Raw genomic sequence first — 19,028 nt, forward strand, 5'->3', positions numbered from 1 at the left:
TCGCTACCCTTGCACACTTTTTTAAGCTTCTGCGCGTTTCTTAGAGTGCCTTTTTTACCCAAAAAGCACTTCTAATATTCAACCCACGAACAATAAAACGATAATCCTATCGAATAAAGGGAGTGCCCTACATGGCAGCCATCATAGACTTTTTAAATACTATTTTCTGGGGGTATATCCTCATCTATGGACTACTAGCCGTAGGCGTATATTTCACTTTACGTCTAGGTTTTATTCAGGTCCGTCGTTTTCCAGAATTCATCCGTACTGTTCTTAAAGCCCCACAATCCGATCGTGGCGGTATCTCTCCTTTCCAAGCACTTTGTACTAGCCTCGCTTCTCGTGTAGGAACAGGCAATATGACAGGTGTTGCTGTCGCATTATATTTAGGTGGCCCAGGGGCCATTTTTTGGATGTGGGTGGTGGCAATTATCGGTATGGCAACTGCCTATGCTGAAAGCACCTTGGCTCAGCTCTACAAAATGCGCGATCAAAATGGACAATTACGTGGCGGTCCTGCGTTTTACATCAGTAAAGGCTTAAAAGCGCCTTGGGCCGGCGCAGTATTTTCGCTTGCGCTTATCTTGGCGTTTGGTTTGGTATTCAATGCGGTTCAAGCCAACTCGATTGCAGGCGCAATGGAAGGCGCATTTGGTATCGACACCAGTGTGACCGGCATCGTTATCATGCTGCTAGCGGCGATTGTTATCTTCGGTGGTATCAAGAAAATCGCACGTTTTGCTGAAATCGTTGTGCCATTCATGGCAGTTTTATATCTACTACTAGCCTTGTATGTGATCTTCGCCAATATCTCTGACGTACCAGCGGCATTCGCGTTAATCTTTAAGAGCGCATTTGGTATTGAGCAAGCAGCAGGCGGCGTTTTAGGTGCCATGCTAAACGGTGTCAAACGTGGCTTGTTTTCCAACGAAGCTGGTATGGGTTCTGCGCCAAACATTGCTGCGGTTGCTACGCCAAACCCTCATCACCCAGCATCCCAAGGCATGGTTCAATCATTAGGTGTTTTCATTGATACACTGCTGATTTGTACTGCAACGGCCTTGATGATTCTATTATCTGGTGCATTGGGTAACGGTCAAACAGGCATTGCCTTAACGCAAACAGCGCTAACGACTCACATAGGTAGTGCGGGCCATTACTTTGTTGCTATTGCGATTTTCTTCTTCGCTTTCACCTCCATTATCGGTAACTACAGTTATGCAGAAAATGCGCTAACTTACCTAAAATGGGCGAATAAACCAGGGATTTTCATTCTACGCATCTTGGCGCTTGGCATGATCCCTTGGGGCGCATATGAAAGTGTAGCGATGGTATTCAATGCGGCTGATGCAGCAATGGGTCTAATGGCAACTATTAACCTGATTGCGATCATGATGTTATCTGGTTTGGTAGTGAAATTAACCAAAGACTATTTCACGCAATTAAAAACTCACACTCCAGTATTCAATTCCGACGACTACCCAGAAGTTCGTGACGATATCGACCTTAGTGTTTGGGACGAAAAACCAAGCAAATAAGTCGTTCTTACTGATTTAATGTAGGCTTAGCCTGATTTTAAAGATAAAAAACCCGCAGCGAAGCGGGTTTTTTATTTCTGGTTTCATGCTTAATAAAGCCTTATCTCAAACGCTAAATTTTCACTGCCAATTTATGCGCTAAAGCATGCAAAAATGGCCCTGCGATGAAAGAAATAACACCCGCAGCAGGCCAAGCCAATACCCAAGCTCCCATCCAGAAAGAGACGAAATTTGGATGTAACCCAATATTCAGATACGTGATCCATGCGGACATAAACAACGACAAGGTAAACGACATTAATACGGCAAAAATAATTCTGTGTTTCATGTTTCTCTCCTAATGAACTTACCGTCTTCTCTATAAATAGAGTGCCCCAGACGAAAAGTAAGTAAACGACTCAAACTCTGAATACATACTAGCAAACAACAATATTTGTAAATATACTGATTTTTTAAAAACAAATTTACGAAAATGCAAAATGCTTGATGATCTAAAGATTTTTATTACCGCTGCCAATAAGAATAGTCTGACTGCCGCCGCTCAACATCTTGATATGACTATCGCTACGGTATCTCGCCGTATCAGTGCCCTTGAGCAAAAACTTGGCTGTGAGTTACTACATCGTTCAACAAAAGGACTAACTCTCACGCCAGTGGGAGAAAGCTACTATCGAGAATGCGCGGAATTCATCGATGCGCTAGATCAGCGAATTTCCAACCTAGACCAAACTCTAAACAGCCTAAAAGGCGATTTGAAAATACTTGCCCCGGTGAATTTAGGCAGCGGTCCTCTGGATGTATTCTGGAGAGATTTCGTTCAATTATACCCAGATATTGAATTAAACATTGAACTGAGCAACACACTGCAAGACATAAGAGACACCCGCGCAGACATCGCTTTGCGCTCAGGGAATCAACCCAGCTCATCATTGATTCAAAAAAAACTCGGGCACATTGAGCCCATTCTAGTTGCATCGCCTAACATTGCATTCCCACTACCTAAAACGATAGAAGACTTGCAACAAGCTCCGAGCATTGCGTCCAACATGTTTTCAGACTGGTTATTAATGAATGACCAAGGCGAACTGCACCCGCTTAAAAAAGAACACCAACACATTAGCAACGATATGACTATCACACTCAATCTTACCAAAGCTGGCGCTGGGATTGCGTTAATGCCCATGAGCATGGTGCATGGCTCCCTTGAAACTGGCGAGCTTATTCGGGTATTACCTGAATGGCGAGGCCAAAATAGAGAGATTTTTTTAGTCTGGCCTTATCGACGCAGCTTATCGGCCAGAGCCAAGCTATTGAAAGAGGAGCTGACTAAATTTCTTCACCAACAAACCTGGTTTCACCCAAGCCCTTAGTCTAAAAAGGGAACTTTGGTTACACTAGCACACAATAATCTCACACGATTCAATCTCATTTCTAAACACGAAGGACAACCATGGAACACTTATTTTGGTGGCAATACGCCTTAATCGGCGCCATTTTTATATGGAGCGGCTTTGTTCGCAGTGGCTTAGGATTTGGCGGCGCAGTACTCGCTTTGCCTTTCCTATTATTAGTAAAAAACGATCCGCTGTTATTTTTGCCGATTATTTCCATTCATCTTTTGGTATTTTCTAGCTGGATTGCATGGCAAGGATCGAGAGCCACCAAACAACAAGCCATACTCGCAGCAGAACGAGGCGAAGCATCGCAAGAAGCACAAGGCAATATCGCTTGGGGTTATTTAAAGAAAGCCCTCGGCATCATGATAGTGCCGAAACTGATCGGCGTATTTGGTTTATTAACCTTACCGGGCAACATAGTCACTGGGGTGATTTTCGTCATCGTCGCTATTTTCGCGGTGTCTTATATCCTGAATAAACCTTTTTACACCAACAACAAGTTCCTCGACACCATCTTCCTTATGCTTGGCGGTTACGTCAGCGGCACCTCCTTAATCGGCGCACCTCTCATCGTCTCCGTCTTCGCCACCAAAGTACCGCGCCATCAACTGCGCGATACCTTGTTCGTGCTCTGGTTTATTCTGGTGATGATCAAAATGGTGTCCTTCCTCATCGCCGGCATCGACCTACAACTTATCCATCAGCTTTGGTTACTGCCTTGCGCCTTGATCGGTCACGTCTTTGGACAAAAACTACACAACCGTATTCAAAAAGCCGAAACACCCGTCTTCTTCCAATTCGTCGGCTGGGCGCTACTCATCGTCTGCGGATTTGGCTTGTACTCGACCTTTATGCTTTAGTCCACATGACTTGTACTAAATGTAGTCCGCAGTAACGCTGTTTCCAGATCAACTCTCGCTCCGGCGCTAAAGCGCAAACATCCGCGAGATGTTGATCTGGTAACAGCTAAGTGTTGGTTTTGTGATATAGACTACTGTTAGATTGATTTAACAAAGGAATGCCCTATGAGTGATACTGATACAGAAGCCTTTACCAAGTGTGCGACAGGGAATAAGCGAAAAGAACTCGCAGAGCGTTTTACTCAATACCTAAAAAGCCGCGATACAAACGACAATGCATACGTCGTAAACCTAAACGGTGCGTGGGGAACAGGGAAAACTTTCTTTGTTACAGAGTGGAAAAAACTTGTCGAAGACAAAGGCCACATAGCCATCAAGATAGATGCTTGGGAATCGGATTATCTAAATGATCCTCTTGCCATCATCATCGCTGAACTGCTTGAGCAGATAAAATTTAAAATCAAAAACTACGATCCAAAGTTTCGCAACGCAGAGAGAAACGTTGCCAGCGCCATATTTAATATGGGCAAAAGCATGCTGCCAATCGGGTCAAAAATTGTAGGTAAACACCTTCTTGGAGAAGCGGCAACAAGCGAAATACTCGACCTAATTGCTTCTGCCACAGGCTCCGTCACTAATCATAGTGCTGTAAAAGACGACTTGAATATGGGCGATCTAGGATTAGAAGTAGCCAGGCAGCACAAACGACATAAGCAATTCACCCAAGACTTCAAAAAACAAGTACGCGAACTTGTCGACTTCGCCCTTGAAGACAATCCTAACAAACAAGTCTTCATCTTCATTGATGAACTAGATCGCTGCCGCCCAACCTACGCCATCGAAATGCTAGAGACGGTAAAACACTTATTTGATATTCCAGACTTCATTTTTGTTTTATCCACCGACACTAGCCAATTACAGCATTCCATCAAAGCCGTTTACGGTCACGACTTCGATTCCCATGAATATCTAAGTCGATTTTTTGAACAACGCTTTACGTTACCAGAATTGGATTATTTTGAGTTTTTAACTGCTGAGAAAATATTTGAAACAGAAGATTTTAAGCCGCTTCCAACATTACCTGCGATTAATTCAGCAGAAGAATTAAGAGCCGCGGTCGCTCTGATATGCGAACAAAACAGACATCACCTTTCGCTACGAAGAGTGAACCAAATCTGCGTGCAACTAGAAATAGTCTTGGATTCAAAAGAGTTACGAGAGAATGCCTACCCAATTCTTACCTTAATTGGGCTTATTTTCGGAAATGCATTGTATGGTGGATTGCCAAAGCCGGAAACTCCTTTAGGTCGTGCCCTGCTTGCACTTAAAGACTCCGATCATCCAGTTAGGATTCTTTATACAGTGAAAGTACTAAAACCACAGCAAAACGGACCGTATGTAAGTCTAGAAACAATTATTAATAATTGCCTAACAGCACTAAATGAATTAGTTAATCAACGTGTCTCGGAAAAAGTATTTGGGCAAACAGTTATAAAATATACACCTCAGATTGAACCTGCAGTACATCTATTTCAGAATTTCCCAGTGTCTTTTATGGTCCGTCGCAAGGAGCTAAGTGAGCTATATCAGCCTAATCAGTTTATTACCGACACTGAAAAACTACTTCAAATCATTGAAAATTTAGATATCCAAGTAGATATAAACGAAAAGTAGACAGAAGCAACAAAGACCAACGCCGAGTGGATGTTCTCGCTTTAGCACCGCTTTTAAATTCGTCAAGAGGCGTTGGTCTTTGTTGCGGGTCTACCAATGAGCGTCCTCTTGATAAGCGCGGCTGAGCGGCTAACTAGGCGGGTGAGCACTCAGACAATTGATCAACCAGATAGACGATAGATTGATACTCGATGCCGCTGTGTTCCGATAAGCCAATCTCGCAGGTGCGGCTGTTAGAGTAACCCGCTTCGCAGCCGTCTACGGCTTTGGCTAAGGTTTTGAGAGCGCTGGCGTTAAGTTCGGGTGTGGAGAAGCCTTTGTCGCCAGCAAATCCACAACAGGTAATCTCGGGCGGAATCACGACTTCATCGGCAAGTTGGTGAGCCAGTTGCACAAAGCTATCGGCGAGTCCCATGCGGGTTGTACTGCAGGTTACATGAAGGGCGATTTTGCCGAGCTTCTCTTTCACCGTTAGATTTGGCATCACATGAGTGGAGACAAAGCCCACTTGCTCATGCAGCCGTAAACATGGATCAAGGCTTTCCTGCATGCGTAGCAAGCAAGGGCTCACATCGCAGACGATTGGGATTCGGCCATTATCGCTCGCCGCTAGCAGTAAACTATTGAGATCACTGGCTTTTTGGATCGCCGCATCAAATTGACCTTTAGATTGAAACGCCATACCACAGCATTGGCTGTCGACATTATCAGGTACAGTTACTTTATAGCCTGCTTTTTGCAATACAGAGAACATCACAGCCATGACGGAACGTTTATCTTCTGCATTCGGCCCTGCGCCCATGACACGAGTCGCGCAGCTGGGGAAGTAAATCACTTCCTTTTGAACGTCATCACTTTGCATATCATTATCTTGCATAACGGCAATCGACTTCAAAGACGAAGCAGCACTGGGCATTTGTTTATGCCACTTCGGTACTGCGCCATGGGAAGCTTTGTTCATCACTGAAGTGATGGCTGTCATGCCTGAATCACCCATAAGTCTACGAGCGCCACTGGCAAGATTAAGACCGACTTTTGCTGTTTTAGTCACGCCTTCAAAATGATCAGCAATCCAATATCCGACTTTGCTGTCTGGGTGACGATCATGTCGTAATTCGCGAGTTAAATCACCCGTATTGATACCAACCGGACACTGCATCGAGCACAAACCACAACCAGCGCAGGTATCAACGCCTTGATAATCATAGTCTTTTTTCAATTCCGCTAAACGTTTCGGATCTGTACCCATTGCAGTCAGTCGCTGAATCTCACGCCAAATCACTATGCGTTGGCGAGGCGTTAACGTAATAGATTTTGATGGACAAGACGATTCACAGAAACCACATTCAATACAGGTATCAACTTTGTCATTGGCTTTCGGCAAAGGCTTGAGGTTCTGTACATGTAAATTGGCATTGTGCGACAAAATTACATCTGGGTTCAGCAAGCTTTGCGGGTCAAACGCGCGTTTGATTTCCCACATAATGTCGTAGGCTTCTTTGCCCCATTCCAGCTCCACATAAGGCGCCATGTTACGGCCGGTGCCGTGTTCTGCTTTCAACGAGCCTTTGTATTTCACCGCGACTAATTGCGCGACTTCGTCCATCAGTTGCTCGTAGCGTTTCACTTCTTTCGGGTCGTCAAAGCCTTGCGTAAAGACAAAGTGTAAGTTGCCTTCTAAGGCGTGACCAAACAAAATCGCTTCGTAGTAGCCATGTTTTTGAAACACGCTTTGCAGTTCTAAAACACCTTCCGCGAGTTGTTCGACAGGGAAGGCAACGTCTTCGATGATCACCGTGGTGCCAACAGGACGAACTGCGCCAACAGCGGGGAACAAGCCCTTGCGAATTTTCCAATAGGAATCGTAGATGACTTTGTCTTGGGTAAATTCAATTGGGTTCAGTGTTGCTTGGCCGCTTAACGCTTGTTTCACCAAGGCCAAATTGGCTTCTAATTCTTCAGCATTGGCGGCGCGTACATCGACCAATAAACCCGCCGCTTGTGAGCCAAGGGACGACAAAATCTCTGGCATACCCGGTTTGCCTTCCACCGCACGCAAGCCAGCACGATCAATCAATTCCACGGCAGAAACAGGCGAGCTTTTTAGAGAGGTAACCGCTCGGCAGGTGACTTCCATATCATCAAAGAAAATCATCGCCGCGGCTTTAATAGGATGATCAACCACGGTTTCATAGGTAACTTCGCTGATAAAACCCAAAGTTCCTTCAGAGCCGATCATCAAATGCAGCAAGATATCAAACGGATCTTGGTAATCGGTTAGGCTGTTTAAACTGTACCCTGTGGTGTTTTTTAAACGATATTTGTGTCTAATTCTTTCTGCTAATTCGCTATTAGCTTGAACGCTTTTAGACAAACGAACAAGCGTATCAAGCAAGTCTGCATGACGATTACCAAACGCCAATCGGCTGGCTTCATCGGCGGTATCCAATAAAGCACCATCAGCGAAAATTAGACGAGCACTTTGAATCGTATGATAGCTGTTTTGTGCTGTACCGCAGCACATCCCGCTGGCGTTGTTCGCTGCAATACCGCCAATCATACAGGCATTGATGGACGCTGGATCTGGGCCGATTTTGCGCTGAAAGGGCGCTAGCAGCTGATTGGCTCGCGCACCGATAATACCTGGCTGAAGTGAAATATGATGGCCATGTTCGTGAACTCGATGCCCTTTCCAGTTATCGGATAATTGCATCAAGATGGAATCGGTTACTGCCTGCCCTGACAAACTCGTACCCGCTGCGCGAAAAGTCACTGGTAAATTGCGCTTTCTGGCTTCTTTCAGCACTAACTGCACTTCCGCTTCATTATCGACTCGCACGACTAATTGCGGAATCAAGCGGTAAAAACTCGCATCCGTGCCATACGCCAAGGTACGAAGTGGATCACGAATCAATCGCGTCTCATCAATCGCGCCAGTTTTGGCGTCTTTCAAAGCAAAATATAGATCGAGATATTGAGCGGCTTTATCAGCAAGTGAGTCAGTGTTCATAGAAGCTTCCACGGCGGTAGCCTTTTTATTGTTAAAGAGTATAGGTATTGAACATTAATGCTAGACAAATTGGTAAGACCAATTTACCTTTTGAATATAAAGCACAGTAAGAATTCAAAGAAACTTTGTCAACTGATAGTTTAGTCGATATTTCGTGAATTTTAGCAGCAAGATTAATTGGTTTTACCACTTTTTAACTTATGCACAGCAAGCGCTAAAGCCATCTTTAAAGAATACATTTTTAGGAAAAGTCATGGAATCCAATCACTTTGGTCGTGTTAAACAGCCGAAAATTTCCGACATCATTATGAAAGAGCTGGAAAGCATGATTTTGGAAGGCAGTTTTACGGCGGGGCAAAAACTGCCACCAGAAAGGGAATTGGCAGCGCGTTTTGAGGTATCTCGTCCTTCGTTGCGGGAAGCCATTCAAAAACTGATCGCGCGCGGTGTATTATTCAGTCGTCATGGCGGTGGCACTTATGTGTCGGAACAGCTAGGCAGCTCGTTTGCCGATCCGCTGCAAGATTTGCTCAGTTCCCACGATGAGTTCTTATACGATCAATTGGAGTTTCGCGATGCGCTAGAAAGTCTCGCCGCGTATTACGCTGCTTTGCGCAGTACCGACGCCGATAAAACCAAGCTCACACAATGCTTTAATCAACTGGTAGAGGCCAATCAAAATAAAGCCTTCGCCTTAGAAGCAAAATTAGACGTGGAGTTTCATATGATCATCGCGGAAGCGGCGCACAACGTGGTGTTGCTGCACACACTTCGCAGCCTGCACGCCATGTTGGCGAAAAGCATTTCGAGTAACCTTAGGAATCTATTCGAGAAACAAGCCGCTCGTCAGCGCGTGATGGAACAGCACTCCAATCTTTATCAAGCCATCATGGCTGGCGACGCCGAAGCCGCTCGTACGGCGGCGCATACACATTTGGTGTTTGTGGAAGACAATTTATTGAAAATGCGCCAAGAGGAAACACGGATACAACGCTCGCTACGCAGAAACGAGCATCAGAATCCGCTTTAAACAATCTTTGGGTATTCCAGTGATTATTATTTTTCTGTACTCTCCAAATCCGTGCTGTCCAGATCTGTAATGTCCAAAGCATCACTCAATGCGGTTTTCATCACCTCGATAGAAGGCGTTTTTCCTGTCCAGTATTCGAAAGCGATTGCGCCTTGCTGGACGAGCATACCCAAGCCATTTACCGTCGTGCAGCCTTTAGTTTTAGCGGTTTGAATCAACCGCGTTTCAGGCGGATTAAAAATACCATCTGCAACTACCATGCTAGATTTAATCGAATCTGTGTCTATATCTAGCTCTGCATCCACATTGGGATATAAGCCAATAGAGGTCACATTGATTACCAAATCAGTATCGGCAGGAATCTGATATTGCTTTGTCCAAGCATGGTATTCCGCGCCAGCCGACGTGTTATCGGCAACCAGTTTGGAAAGCTCTTCGCCACGCTCTTGATTACGATTCACAATGGTTATGTGCGCCACTCCAGCCAAAGCTAATTCAACCGCAACCGCTCGTGCCGCACCACCTGCGCCAAACAGCACAACGCGCTTTTTGGTTAGCTCTAAACTGGATTTAACGGATTCGACAAAACCACGGCCATCGGTATTTTCACCAATAAGCTTACCATCACGATTCACCACGGTATTGACTGCCCCAATGATTCGAGCCGACTCGCCTAAGTCATCAAGGTGTGAAATAACAGACACTTTATGAGGAATTGAGCAGTTAAAACCGCACCAGTTCATAGCTTTCGCACCTAATACGGCGTTTGCAAGATCATTAGGTTGGATTTCGCAATTGATGTAACGCCAATCCAGACCCAAATCTCGATACGCAGCTTCCATCATCACGCCAGTAGGGTTTTCTAACGCTGGCGTGGCAAAAGAACCGGTTAACTCGCTTAAGAAATTCTTCGACATATTGAATTCTCTCCATGTTTGGTGGCTTTAAAAAAGAGCACGTCATTCATGGTAACAAACCCAGTCGCCAGAAAAATTTCAATTGTTAACAGGAGTCTTTACACAAAGTAATAGGCTTTATGAATTCGCGAACCAAACGCCTTTTTTCATGTTTTGCAGATAACACCAATAAAGCGTGATCGCTCTGGCGATAAACAGCATGGCTTGGCTAAACCATAAACCATGGTTGCCAAGATCTTGAGTGATGAACCAAACAGGGAAGAACACGCCGACCACGCAAATGATCATGGTATTTTGCATTTGTTTTACACTGGTTGTGCCGATGAAAATACCATCCAACATAAAAGACCAAATACCCAACAGCGGGAAGAATATCAGCCAAGGTAGGTACAGAGCCGCGTCATCGCGAACGCTTTGTACGTTTGTTAATAACGCTATGATTTGATTACCAAAAAGCCAAAATATCAGCATCAACATAACCGCTGCAAACAGCGCCCAATAGGTAGAAAGCTGAATGACCTTGTTAAAGTTCGCTTTGTCTTTGCGGCCATAGTATTCGCCACACAAAGCTTCTACTGAAAAGGCAAAACCATCCAAGGCGTTAGAAATAATCATCAAGAAAGTTAGCAACACAGCGTTGGCAGCAAGAATAGAATCACCTTGGCGCGCGCCTTGAGCGGTAAAAAACAACATAACCAATAGCAAAAGAATCGTACGCACAAACAGATAGCGATTCACTTTGACCAAAGCCATGTATTCACGCCATTTTGCCAACACGCTTAACGGCACATGACCAGAGAAACCTTTCAATTTATGCCAAGCCAAAACACCGGCGACAGTCACGCCAATATAATGAGCAAACACGGTCGCCCACGCCACACCATCACTCGCCATACCCAAACCATAAACCGCAAAATAATCCAGAATCATATTGGCGACATTGATCACCAACAGCATCCACAGCGGCCCTTTGGAATATTGCACGCCAAAGAACCAACCCATTAAGGCATAACCTGCTAACACAGCTGGCGCACTGAAAATCCGCGCTTCACAATACAAACGCGCCCAAGGTTCCACTTCAGCACTTGGCTCCATCAAGGAGATCGCCAAATCGATCAAGGGCGCTCGGAATAGAATCAGCATTAGCCCGATAAACACGCCCATCAAAATCGATTGCAAAAGCAGCTCACGAACACGTCTTTCGTCACCTTGTCCAAGCGCTTGTGCTGTCAATCCGGTTGAGCCCATGCGCAAAAAACCAAACGCCCAAAACAGAAAGCTAAAAATACTCGCGCCAATCGCTACAGCAGCAAGATGTGTCGCCGTTCCCAAGTGTCCAACTACAGCGGTATCAACTAAACCAAGCAAAGGAGTGGTGATGTTCGAAATCATCGGCGGCCACGCCATGCGCCAAATTTTTTGATTCAATACAGCATTTGCACGATACGAGCAAAAAATAGAACTAGGGGATAACTTTGACACACGAGTCTCACTTGTGGGTATTTCAAATTCTGTGGATAAAAATCAATCAAAAACGGAAAATAGGAACACGCTGATCTGTGGAAAATAATAGCAGTTATTCACAATTCGGGGCAGTTCTTAATGGTTTTGTGCAATAATTACTCAGAAAAGGGCGGTAATCAGGCATGGTTCTCATTTGGCTCCCACTTACCCACAAAAATAGACGCCATATATTCGATAAAATTCAATGTTCCTAATATTGGATAAGTGATGCTTTTTTCCACAATCGTGCTCACATCGTCGCGGAAATTTGCTAGACTCGCATTTATTTTTTATCGTTCGGAGAACTTTTATGCCCAAGAAACTCAAACCCTTTATCGAAGGTTTAGCTGTCGGGTGTGTATTCATCAGTATCACTATGCTGTTTCAAATTCCGCTTTACATGAGTTTCATTATTGGCGCGTTGGCTGCATTAGGCGGCTATCGCAACTCGATCAAAATGGACAAAGAAAAAGTTGCTAAAAAACAGCAAAACCAACCAAAAGATGTCGAATAAAATGACTCTTTCTAACCTGCCCATTTATGGCGAAGGCGATGCCACCTTACAGGCTGTTGGCGGATTAACTGGCTTGCAAAATTTGGTCGAAACCTTCTATCGCATTATGAAAAACACACCAGAGTTTCGACCACTATTTGATATGCATCCTAGCGATATTGAGCTAACTATCGATAAATTGGTGTCTTTTTTATCTGGTTGGATGGGTGGCGAAAAATTATTTTCGAAAAAATATGGGCCAATTAGCTTACCTCAAGCACACGCACATTTGATTGTCACTGAAAAAGAAAAAGACATGTGGCTAAACTGCATGGCGGCAGCATTAGATGAATTGGGTTATTCAGAAGAATTGAAAGCTTATTTACTGCCTCAGCTCGCTTTTCCTGCTGAACGGATTCGACAAGTAAGTGCGGCTAAACACGGTGAATCGGTTTAAACGAAACACAATGACATTCCAAATTCGAAACTGTCGCCTACCTCATAGGAATGTCATTGCGTTTCTGAAACGCTTCATGATTAAGAACGAATTTCTTTGGCAACGACAATCCCCAAGCGTTTCGCCAAGCGCGCTAGGTTTGCGCGATCCATAGACAGCTGTTGAGCAGCCTGGGTCCAGTTCCCTTCACTTTCTTCTAGCGCTTTACGGATTAGATTACGTTGATAAGTCTCTGTTTCTAAACGTAAATCTATTGTTTGTTGCTTGTCTAAGACTTGCTGTGATGTTTCGGCATTCTGTATCTTTTCTTGGGAACTATTATCGATTTGTAACCCTGTTAAATGCGCTGATGAAATAACTGTAATCCCTGTTGCATTGTCCGCTTTGGCGAAAAGCGCAGCGCGGGAGATGACGTGCTCTAGCTCACGTACATTTCCAGGCCAGTGATAAGCTTCGAGCATGCCAATAGCTGATGCGGATAAAGTCAGTTGCTGCAGGCCTAACTTTCGACGGAAGCGCTCAGCGAAGAATCCGGCCAACAATGGAACATCGCCTTGTCTGTCACGTAACGCAGGAACTTGAATCGGGAAGACGCTAAGGCGATGGAATAAATCCGCACGAAAACGATGTTCTGCCACTTCGGTTTCTAAATGTCGGTTGGTTGCAGCAATAATGCGCACGTTTACTTTGCGAATTTGATCTTTACCAACTGCTTGGATCTCTTGATTTTGAATAGCGCGAAGCAAAGTTCCCTGCACCTCTAAAGGTAATTCGCCAATTTCATCGAGCAACAAGGTTCCACCATCGGCCAATAGAAACTTACCATCTCGATCTCGATCCGCGCCGGTAAAAGCACCTTTCACATGACCAAAAAGCTCACTTTCGATGAGATGATGCGGAATCGCTGCGCAGTTCACATACACCATCGGCGCATCAGAACGGGCAGAGTGCTCATGCAGCGATCTTGCAACAAGCTCTTTACCTACGCCTGTTTCACCTTCGATCAAGATAGAAAAGTCTGACGGTGCGACCAGATTGATTGACTGTTTGAGATCTTGCATGGCCTTGCTTTGGCCGATCATCTCGCTGCTTTGTTCACCCATCACTTTCAATACGTTTTGAGCATGTTGCGATTGGTTTTCTAATTGCTCCATCAAGATCGCGGTATTTAGCGTCATGGCCGCCATGGTGCCGATGATTTCTAACGCACGCGCGTCGATATCATCAAACACGCCCGGCATGATGCTGTCTAACGTCACCACGCCAATCAATTTACCTTCTAAATACAGCGGCACGCCCATGCAGGAATGCACAGGCAGATTCTCGTCGTGGCCTGACACCATACCATCGTAAGGATCAGGAAGAGACGAGTCAGCAGGAAAACGCACCGGATAATGGCCGCTACTAATCGCTTTCAAACGCGGGTGTTCATCGATAATAAAGCGACGTCCCATCAGGTCTTCCGATAAGCCTCGCTGGGCAAGCGGCGTCAGAATGCCATTGTTATTCGACAATAAAACCACGGCATCACAATTGATAGTCGCACGCACGGCATAAACCAGTTGTTCGAAGCGATTAGGCTGCGTCACCGCGCTAGCAAGATCAAGGGCAAAGCTAAGTAAGGCGTTATTAGAAACCTGCTTCATGGATATCGGCTCATAGGGCGAATTATTTTTCGTGTCAATTTGACTCAAACATACCATATAGACTTTCTTTTTGGTGAGTCTTATTGACTCTAATTTTTATATTAAAAACATAAACCACTGATTTTATTATCAATTATAAGTTGGCACGAGCTTCGCTATAGAAGAGTTAAGAAAGCATTTATTCGTACTCTTAGAAAAGGAAATAACATGTTAACTCAACACCATATAGACACTGTCAAAGCTACTATTCCACTTCTTGCTTCTGCAGGAACCGCGATTACTGAGCATTTTTATCAACGCATGTTCTCTCATAATCCAGAGCTAAAAGATGTATTCAACATGACCCACCAAAGAACTGGTGGTCAACCTGCGGCTTTGTTCAATGCCATCGCGGCATACGCAACACATATCGATAATCTCGAAGTACTTACCAGTGCCGTGATGCGTATAGCTCATAAGCACACCAGTTTTAATATCCAACCGAGTCAATATGACATCGTTGGTCATCACCTTATTGAAACCTTGCGTGAACTCGCTCCAGATGCTTTTACCAAAGACGTAGAAGAAGCATGGGTAGCGGCTTACATGCAATTAGCTGGGATATTTATTCAAGTCGAAGGTGATCTTTATAAAGAACGCGCTGCCCAACTTGGCGGCTGGAAAGACTTCCGCCGTTTCCGTGTAGCCTCCAAAACACCAGAATCTGATTTGGTTACCAGCTTTGTGTTTGAGCCTGTGGATGGCGGCGCAGTAATTGACTATCAGCCAGGGCAATATTTGGGCGTTAAGTTACATCCAAAAGGCAATGAGTTCGATGAGATACGTCAATACTCTTTATCAACAACACCAAATGGCAAAAACTATCGCATCAGTGTAAAACGCGAAGGCACAGGTGATATCGCGGGTGTTATGTCGAATTACCTTCATGACCATTTAAACGTCGGCGATGAAATTGAAGCCATGCCACCTGCAGGCGATTTCGTTTTCCAAGACAAGCAAACGCCTGTTGTACTGATTTCTGGAGGCGTTGGCTTAACGCCAATGCAAGCCATGCTGAATACACTCGCCAAACAGCAATACAGCCATCCTGTAAGCTATTTACACGCTTGTGCTCATCAAGGTCAGCATTCCTTCAAAGAACACGTAAACAGCCTAAAAAGCCAGCTAAATCTGTCTGTTCATACTTGGTATGAGCAAGCGGACAGCGAAGAAGAAGGAGTGTTAAACGGCATGATGCAACTAGAAGCCATCAAAGACAGCTTGCCGCTGACGAATGGCGAGTTCTATTTATGCGGGCCTGTTGGCTTCATGATGTTTGTTAAACAGCAGCTCTTAACGCTTGGTGTGGAAGCAGACCGAATTCATTACGAATTGTTCGGCCCACATCAAGAGGTTTGATAAACAAGTAATACTCTAAGTTGAAAAACAAAAAAGCATGAGTAACCGATGATACTCATGCTTTATTTTATTTAGACATTTGATTATGACTGAGCAAGCAACAAAGCTTGCTCTTTTTCCTCCACCCTTGTGAAGGAAGAACGAGAGGTGACACGTTCAATGTAAGCGTCGACCACTGGATTCGTCGTAATGAGTCCAAACATGCGGCACCATTTCAAACTCAATCCCCAAAGAATATCCACTGCATACATCTCCTCTCCCAATAAATAAGGACCTTTGGCGATTTGATCGAATAGCGTTTGCAGCATTTTATCAAAGCTACCATAGGATGATTGAGACGCTGCGACTTCAGGGCGATTAAACGCTTTGTCGATCACAGCGGGTTCAAAACTGCTGCCTTGATAGGCCATCCAACGTAAATAAGCACCACGTTTTGGATCATTGAAAGCAGGCGCGAGTCCTTTTTCAGGAAACAGATCGGCCAAGTAGGTGTAACAAGCAACTTGTTCTGTAACCACAGTGCCGTTATGAACAAGGGTTGGAAATTTCCCCAAAGGATTGATAGCGAGAAACTCTGGTTGTTGATTTTCACCGGCTTTGAAATTCAGCACTTTCATGTCATAGGGAATCCCCAACTCTTCCAGCAATACCCAAATGCCAGTGCCTCGGGTTTGTGAAGCATGGTACAGGGTGATGGTGTCTTGGTTGCTTTGAATCTCGCTCATATCCGTTACCTCAAATAGGTTGTTAGATCATTTTTGGTGGTTACATGAGCTATATTAGTGACTAAACCTGACATCTAGTGTCAGGTTTATACTTTATACTGGCGAAATAACACTCGCTCAATGCTGTTAGTTGGCAAGATGACTTAGCTCGACGACAAAGAACAGCGAAAGGAGAATCTCATGCGAGCCAGCCGAATACTCAAAATGCTGATGATGTTGCAAACCCACGAGAAGGTCACGGCTGCAGAATTGGCTGACGCCTGTGAAACCTCTATTCGTACGGTTTATCGGGATATCGAAGCACTTAGCGCCATTGGCGTCCCCGTCTACAGCGAACAAGGAGTGCAAGGTGGCTATCGGTTGTTGCAAGGTTATCGCACCCGTTTGAATGGGCTTTCCGCCAAAGAAGCAGAAACACTGTTTTTAGCCGGGTTGTCTGGTCCTGCGCAAAAAATGGGGATAGACACCCTCCTTGCCGATGCTCAATTAAAGTTAAAGGCCGCCTTACCAGAAAACATACGACCAGAAATCGACCGCTTACAAAGTCGATTTTTGCTCGATGCGCCCAATTGGTTTTCTGACGATGAAAAAGTCACTTACTTGCCAGACTTAATGACAGCGGTATTAGAACAACGCTGTGTTGTCATGCAATATCAAAGCTGGAAAGGCGAAATTAATCGCCAGCTACAACCTCTGGGCATCGTTTTAAAAGGCGGTCAGTGGTATTTGCTCGCGCAGGTAGAGAAGGACGTTCGGACATATAGAGTGTCTCGTATTGAGTCATTAACCTTATTGGATGAAGTATTCGAACGCCCCAAAGACTTCAATTTAGCAGCGTTTTGGCAGGATAGTTTACGTCGTATGGAAACGATTCAATTTCCGATTATCGCTGAGGTGCGTTTAACCGTTTTGGGGCTGAAGATCATGCAATACGTATGCTCTTCTTATGCGGTAAATCAAGCTCAGATAGAACCAATGGACGAATCAGGTTGGCACCGAGCCAGATTTCCAGTGGGCGAATCAGTACACGGTTGTGCTGAACTCTTACGCTTTGGGGCAGAGCTGGAAGTGATTGGCCCACCAGAACTGCGGGCAGAAATGGAGAAGATGGTGTCATCCTTAGCAAGGCTTTATCAACAAGATGCGGCTCGCTCTTGAAGTAATTGAATAAATTCAGGCTTCTTGCTTAAACGGCAACAAGGCGTGAGTATCTCGATGGTACTCACGCACGGCTTGGGCTTCTTCCTCGCAGAAGTTACCAATAGCATCACGGAAACCTTCATGGGCGATGTAGTGAATGCTGTGGCTGAACACAGGTTCAAAACCACGGGCGATCTTGTGTTCCCCTTGAGTGCCTGGATCAAAATGCTGTAAGCCTTTTTCTAGGCAAAATTCGATACCTTGGTAGTAACAAGCTTCAAAATGCAGGCAATCCACTTCTTCCATACAACCCCAATAACGACCATACAAAGAATGATCGTCGAAGAAACACCAAGACGCAGCTATGGCTTCTTCATCGCGAAAGGCTTGGACCAAGAGTATTTGATCGCCCATATTTTCGGCTAATTGACCAAAGAATTCGCGAGTAAGGTAACCTTGCTGGCCACGTTTGGCGTAAGTGGATTGGTAACACAGGTAAAAGAAATCGATTTCTGCCGAGGTCAAATCGTTGCCTAGGGTTCGAGTCAATGTGATGCCTTCCTTAGCAACCTTGTCTCGTTCCTTACGCGCGGTTTTGCGTTTACGACTGGAGAAGTGTGACAAATAGTCTTCCATGTCTTTGTAATCACGATTAAACCAATGGAACTGACAAGAAATTCGGTGCAGTAGGTCTTTATTTGGTGCGAATAACGCCGCGTGTTCAGGCTTGGTAAATAACAGATGCCAGCTTGAAAACTCTCGTTCTTGGTTGGCTTGAGTCATTAATTCTGCAAGCGCTGGGTACAGATGAGAAAACTGTACATCATCGCCTTTAGGATCAAGGTGAGAGAAGATCCGTAAGCCTGTCACAGGAGAAAAAGGAATCGCCCAAATACGCTTAGGAAAGTAACGCATGCCATAGCGTTGGTAGGCATCTGCCCAAGACCAATCGAAGACAAATTCACCCTGCGAGTGGGTTTTCAAATAGGTTGGGGCGATGGCCAATGGGCTGTCATCGTCATCCATCACCAGCAAGTATTCTGGATACCAGCCCGTTCCGTCACCAATACTTTTGCTTTGCTCTAACGCCTGATGAAAAGCAAATTGCGCAAAAGGATAACGTGTTTCTCCAATAGCCTCTTGCCATTTGGCTTCACCTATTTGATCGACAGAGTTGAACCATTGCGCTTTCATACTACTTTCCTTTATGACGCTTATTTCGCTGATTCACTTAATTTCA

General features: G+C 44.9%; 16 protein-coding genes. 9 read left to right on the forward strand and 7 right to left on the reverse strand.

Annotated features, from left to right (window positions below):
• Positions 1-131 precede the first annotated feature (131 nt).
• A complete protein-coding gene (locus BUA59_RS05280; protein WP_072838679.1) occupies positions 132-1,538 on the forward strand; it encodes an alanine/glycine:cation symporter family protein in 1,407 nt (468 codons plus the stop codon).
• Positions 1,539-1,650: 112 nt separating this feature from the next.
• Here the strand turns inward: BUA59_RS05280 and BUA59_RS05285 are convergent, their stop codons facing one another.
• Entirely contained in the window at positions 1,651-1,866 is a 216-nt protein-coding gene (locus tag BUA59_RS05285; RefSeq protein WP_072838680.1) for a DUF2798 domain-containing protein, read from the reverse strand.
• A gap of 151 nt (positions 1,867-2,017) precedes the next feature.
• Between BUA59_RS05285 and BUA59_RS05290 the strand changes: the two genes are divergently transcribed.
• From BUA59_RS05290 to BUA59_RS05300, 3 genes are all read left to right on the forward strand, one after another.
• On the forward strand, positions 2,018-2,908 hold the full coding sequence (locus tag BUA59_RS05290; protein WP_072838681.1) for a LysR family transcriptional regulator: 891 nt from the start codon (positions 2,018-2,020) through the stop codon (positions 2,906-2,908).
• An 80-nt stretch (positions 2,909-2,988) separates the two neighbouring features.
• A complete protein-coding gene (locus BUA59_RS05295; RefSeq protein WP_072838682.1) occupies positions 2,989-3,795 on the forward strand; it encodes a sulfite exporter TauE/SafE family protein in 807 nt (268 codons plus the stop codon).
• Between the two features lie 165 nt (positions 3,796-3,960).
• Positions 3,961-5,469, forward strand: a complete 1,509-nt coding sequence (locus tag BUA59_RS05300; protein WP_072838683.1) for a KAP family P-loop NTPase fold protein — start codon at positions 3,961-3,963, stop codon at positions 5,467-5,469.
• Positions 5,470-5,602: 133 nt separating this feature from the next.
• On the opposite strand, the gene BUA59_RS05305 is transcribed toward BUA59_RS05300, so the two are convergent.
• Entirely contained in the window at positions 5,603-8,479 is a 2,877-nt protein-coding gene (locus tag BUA59_RS05305) for an FAD-binding and (Fe-S)-binding domain-containing protein (RefSeq protein ID WP_072838721.1), read from the reverse strand.
• A gap of 253 nt (positions 8,480-8,732) precedes the next feature.
• On the opposite strand from BUA59_RS05305, the gene BUA59_RS05310 reads away from it, so the two are divergent.
• Positions 8,733-9,509 (forward strand): FCD domain-containing protein, encoded by a 777-nt coding sequence (locus tag BUA59_RS05310; protein ID WP_072838684.1) that lies wholly within the window; start codon positions 8,733-8,735, stop codon positions 9,507-9,509.
• Between the two features lie 26 nt (positions 9,510-9,535).
• On the opposite strand, the gene aroE is transcribed toward BUA59_RS05310, so the two are convergent.
• Together aroE and BUA59_RS05320 are read right to left on the reverse strand one after the other, a co-directional pair.
• Positions 9,536-10,426, reverse strand: coding sequence for a shikimate dehydrogenase (gene aroE, locus BUA59_RS05315; protein ID WP_072838685.1), 891 nt, complete (start codon positions 10,424-10,426; stop codon positions 9,536-9,538).
• A 117-nt stretch (positions 10,427-10,543) separates the two neighbouring features.
• Positions 10,544-11,833 (reverse strand): MATE family efflux transporter, encoded by a 1,290-nt coding sequence (locus tag BUA59_RS05320; RefSeq protein WP_072838722.1) that lies wholly within the window; start codon positions 11,831-11,833, stop codon positions 10,544-10,546.
• 406 nt (positions 11,834-12,239) lie between these two features.
• On the opposite strand from BUA59_RS05320, the gene BUA59_RS05325 reads away from it, so the two are divergent.
• Positions 12,240-12,443 (forward strand): hypothetical protein, encoded by a 204-nt coding sequence (locus BUA59_RS05325; protein ID WP_072838686.1) that lies wholly within the window; start codon positions 12,240-12,242, stop codon positions 12,441-12,443.
• A gap of 1 nt (position 12,444) precedes the next feature.
• Positions 12,445-12,879, forward strand: a complete 435-nt coding sequence (locus BUA59_RS05330) for a group II truncated hemoglobin (protein WP_072838687.1) — start codon at positions 12,445-12,447, stop codon at positions 12,877-12,879.
• Positions 12,880-12,959: 80 nt separating this feature from the next.
• Here BUA59_RS05330 and norR read toward each other — a convergent pair whose 3' ends face one another.
• Entirely contained in the window at positions 12,960-14,525 is a 1,566-nt protein-coding gene (gene norR, locus BUA59_RS05335; protein ID WP_072838723.1) for a nitric oxide reductase transcriptional regulator NorR, read from the reverse strand.
• Between the two features lie 207 nt (positions 14,526-14,732).
• Between norR and hmpA the strand changes: the two genes are divergently transcribed.
• Positions 14,733-15,923, forward strand: coding sequence for an NO-inducible flavohemoprotein (gene hmpA / locus BUA59_RS05340; protein ID WP_072838688.1), 1,191 nt, complete (start codon positions 14,733-14,735; stop codon positions 15,921-15,923).
• An 83-nt stretch (positions 15,924-16,006) separates the two neighbouring features.
• Here hmpA and BUA59_RS05345 read toward each other — a convergent pair whose 3' ends face one another.
• A complete protein-coding gene (locus tag BUA59_RS05345; RefSeq protein WP_072838689.1) occupies positions 16,007-16,648 on the reverse strand; it encodes a glutathione S-transferase family protein in 642 nt (213 codons plus the stop codon).
• 180 nt (positions 16,649-16,828) lie between these two features.
• Here BUA59_RS05345 and BUA59_RS05350 point away from each other — a divergent pair, with 180 nt between their 5' ends.
• The gene (locus BUA59_RS05350) at positions 16,829-17,806 is read left to right on the forward strand and encodes a helix-turn-helix transcriptional regulator (RefSeq protein WP_072838690.1); all 978 of its coding nucleotides are present in this window, start codon (positions 16,829-16,831) and stop codon (positions 17,804-17,806) included.
• A gap of 15 nt (positions 17,807-17,821) precedes the next feature.
• Here BUA59_RS05350 and BUA59_RS05355 read toward each other — a convergent pair whose 3' ends face one another.
• Positions 17,822-18,982, reverse strand: coding sequence for a GNAT family N-acetyltransferase (locus BUA59_RS05355; protein ID WP_072838691.1), 1,161 nt, complete (start codon positions 18,980-18,982; stop codon positions 17,822-17,824).
• Between the last annotated feature and the right edge of the window lie 46 nt (positions 18,983-19,028).

It is taken from the genome of Marinomonas polaris DSM 16579 (assembly GCF_900129155.1).
Classification (GTDB): Bacteria; Pseudomonadota; Gammaproteobacteria; order Pseudomonadales; family Marinomonadaceae; genus Marinomonas; species Marinomonas polaris.

What these genes read in the sequence shown, in the direction of transcription:
- BUA59_RS05320 (WP_072838722.1), bottom strand. Translation starts at nt 11,833, where the DNA reads ATGGCGTGGCCGCCGATGATTTCGAACATCACCACTCCTTTGCTTGGT.
- BUA59_RS05330 (WP_072838687.1), top strand. Translation starts at nt 12,445, where the DNA reads ATGACTCTTTCTAACCTGCCCATTTATGGCGAAGGCGATGCCACCTTA.
- BUA59_RS05305 (WP_072838721.1), bottom strand. Translation starts at nt 8,479, where the DNA reads ATGAACACTGACTCACTTGCTGATAAAGCCGCTCAATATCTCGATCTA.
- BUA59_RS05355 (WP_072838691.1), bottom strand. Translation starts at nt 18,982, where the DNA reads ATGAAAGCGCAATGGTTCAACTCTGTCGATCAAATAGGTGAAGCCAAA.
- BUA59_RS05300 (WP_072838683.1), top strand. Translation starts at nt 3,961, where the DNA reads ATGAGTGATACTGATACAGAAGCCTTTACCAAGTGTGCGACAGGGAAT.
- BUA59_RS05350 (WP_072838690.1), top strand. Translation starts at nt 16,829, where the DNA reads ATGCGAGCCAGCCGAATACTCAAAATGCTGATGATGTTGCAAACCCAC.
- BUA59_RS05325 (WP_072838686.1), top strand. Translation starts at nt 12,240, where the DNA reads ATGCCCAAGAAACTCAAACCCTTTATCGAAGGTTTAGCTGTCGGGTGT.
- aroE (WP_072838685.1), bottom strand. Translation starts at nt 10,426, where the DNA reads ATGTCGAAGAATTTCTTAAGCGAGTTAACCGGTTCTTTTGCCACGCCA.
- BUA59_RS05285 (WP_072838680.1), bottom strand. Translation starts at nt 1,866, where the DNA reads ATGAAACACAGAATTATTTTTGCCGTATTAATGTCGTTTACCTTGTCG.
- BUA59_RS05345 (WP_072838689.1), bottom strand. Translation starts at nt 16,648, where the DNA reads ATGAGCGAGATTCAAAGCAACCAAGACACCATCACCCTGTACCATGCT.
- norR (WP_072838723.1), bottom strand. Translation starts at nt 14,525, where the DNA reads ATGAAGCAGGTTTCTAATAACGCCTTACTTAGCTTTGCCCTTGATCTT.
- BUA59_RS05310 (WP_072838684.1), top strand. Translation starts at nt 8,733, where the DNA reads ATGGAATCCAATCACTTTGGTCGTGTTAAACAGCCGAAAATTTCCGAC.
- BUA59_RS05280 (WP_072838679.1), top strand. Translation starts at nt 132, where the DNA reads ATGGCAGCCATCATAGACTTTTTAAATACTATTTTCTGGGGGTATATC.
- hmpA (WP_072838688.1), top strand. Translation starts at nt 14,733, where the DNA reads ATGTTAACTCAACACCATATAGACACTGTCAAAGCTACTATTCCACTT.
- BUA59_RS05290 (WP_072838681.1), top strand. Translation starts at nt 2,018, where the DNA reads ATGCTTGATGATCTAAAGATTTTTATTACCGCTGCCAATAAGAATAGT.
- BUA59_RS05295 (WP_072838682.1), top strand. Translation starts at nt 2,989, where the DNA reads ATGGAACACTTATTTTGGTGGCAATACGCCTTAATCGGCGCCATTTTT.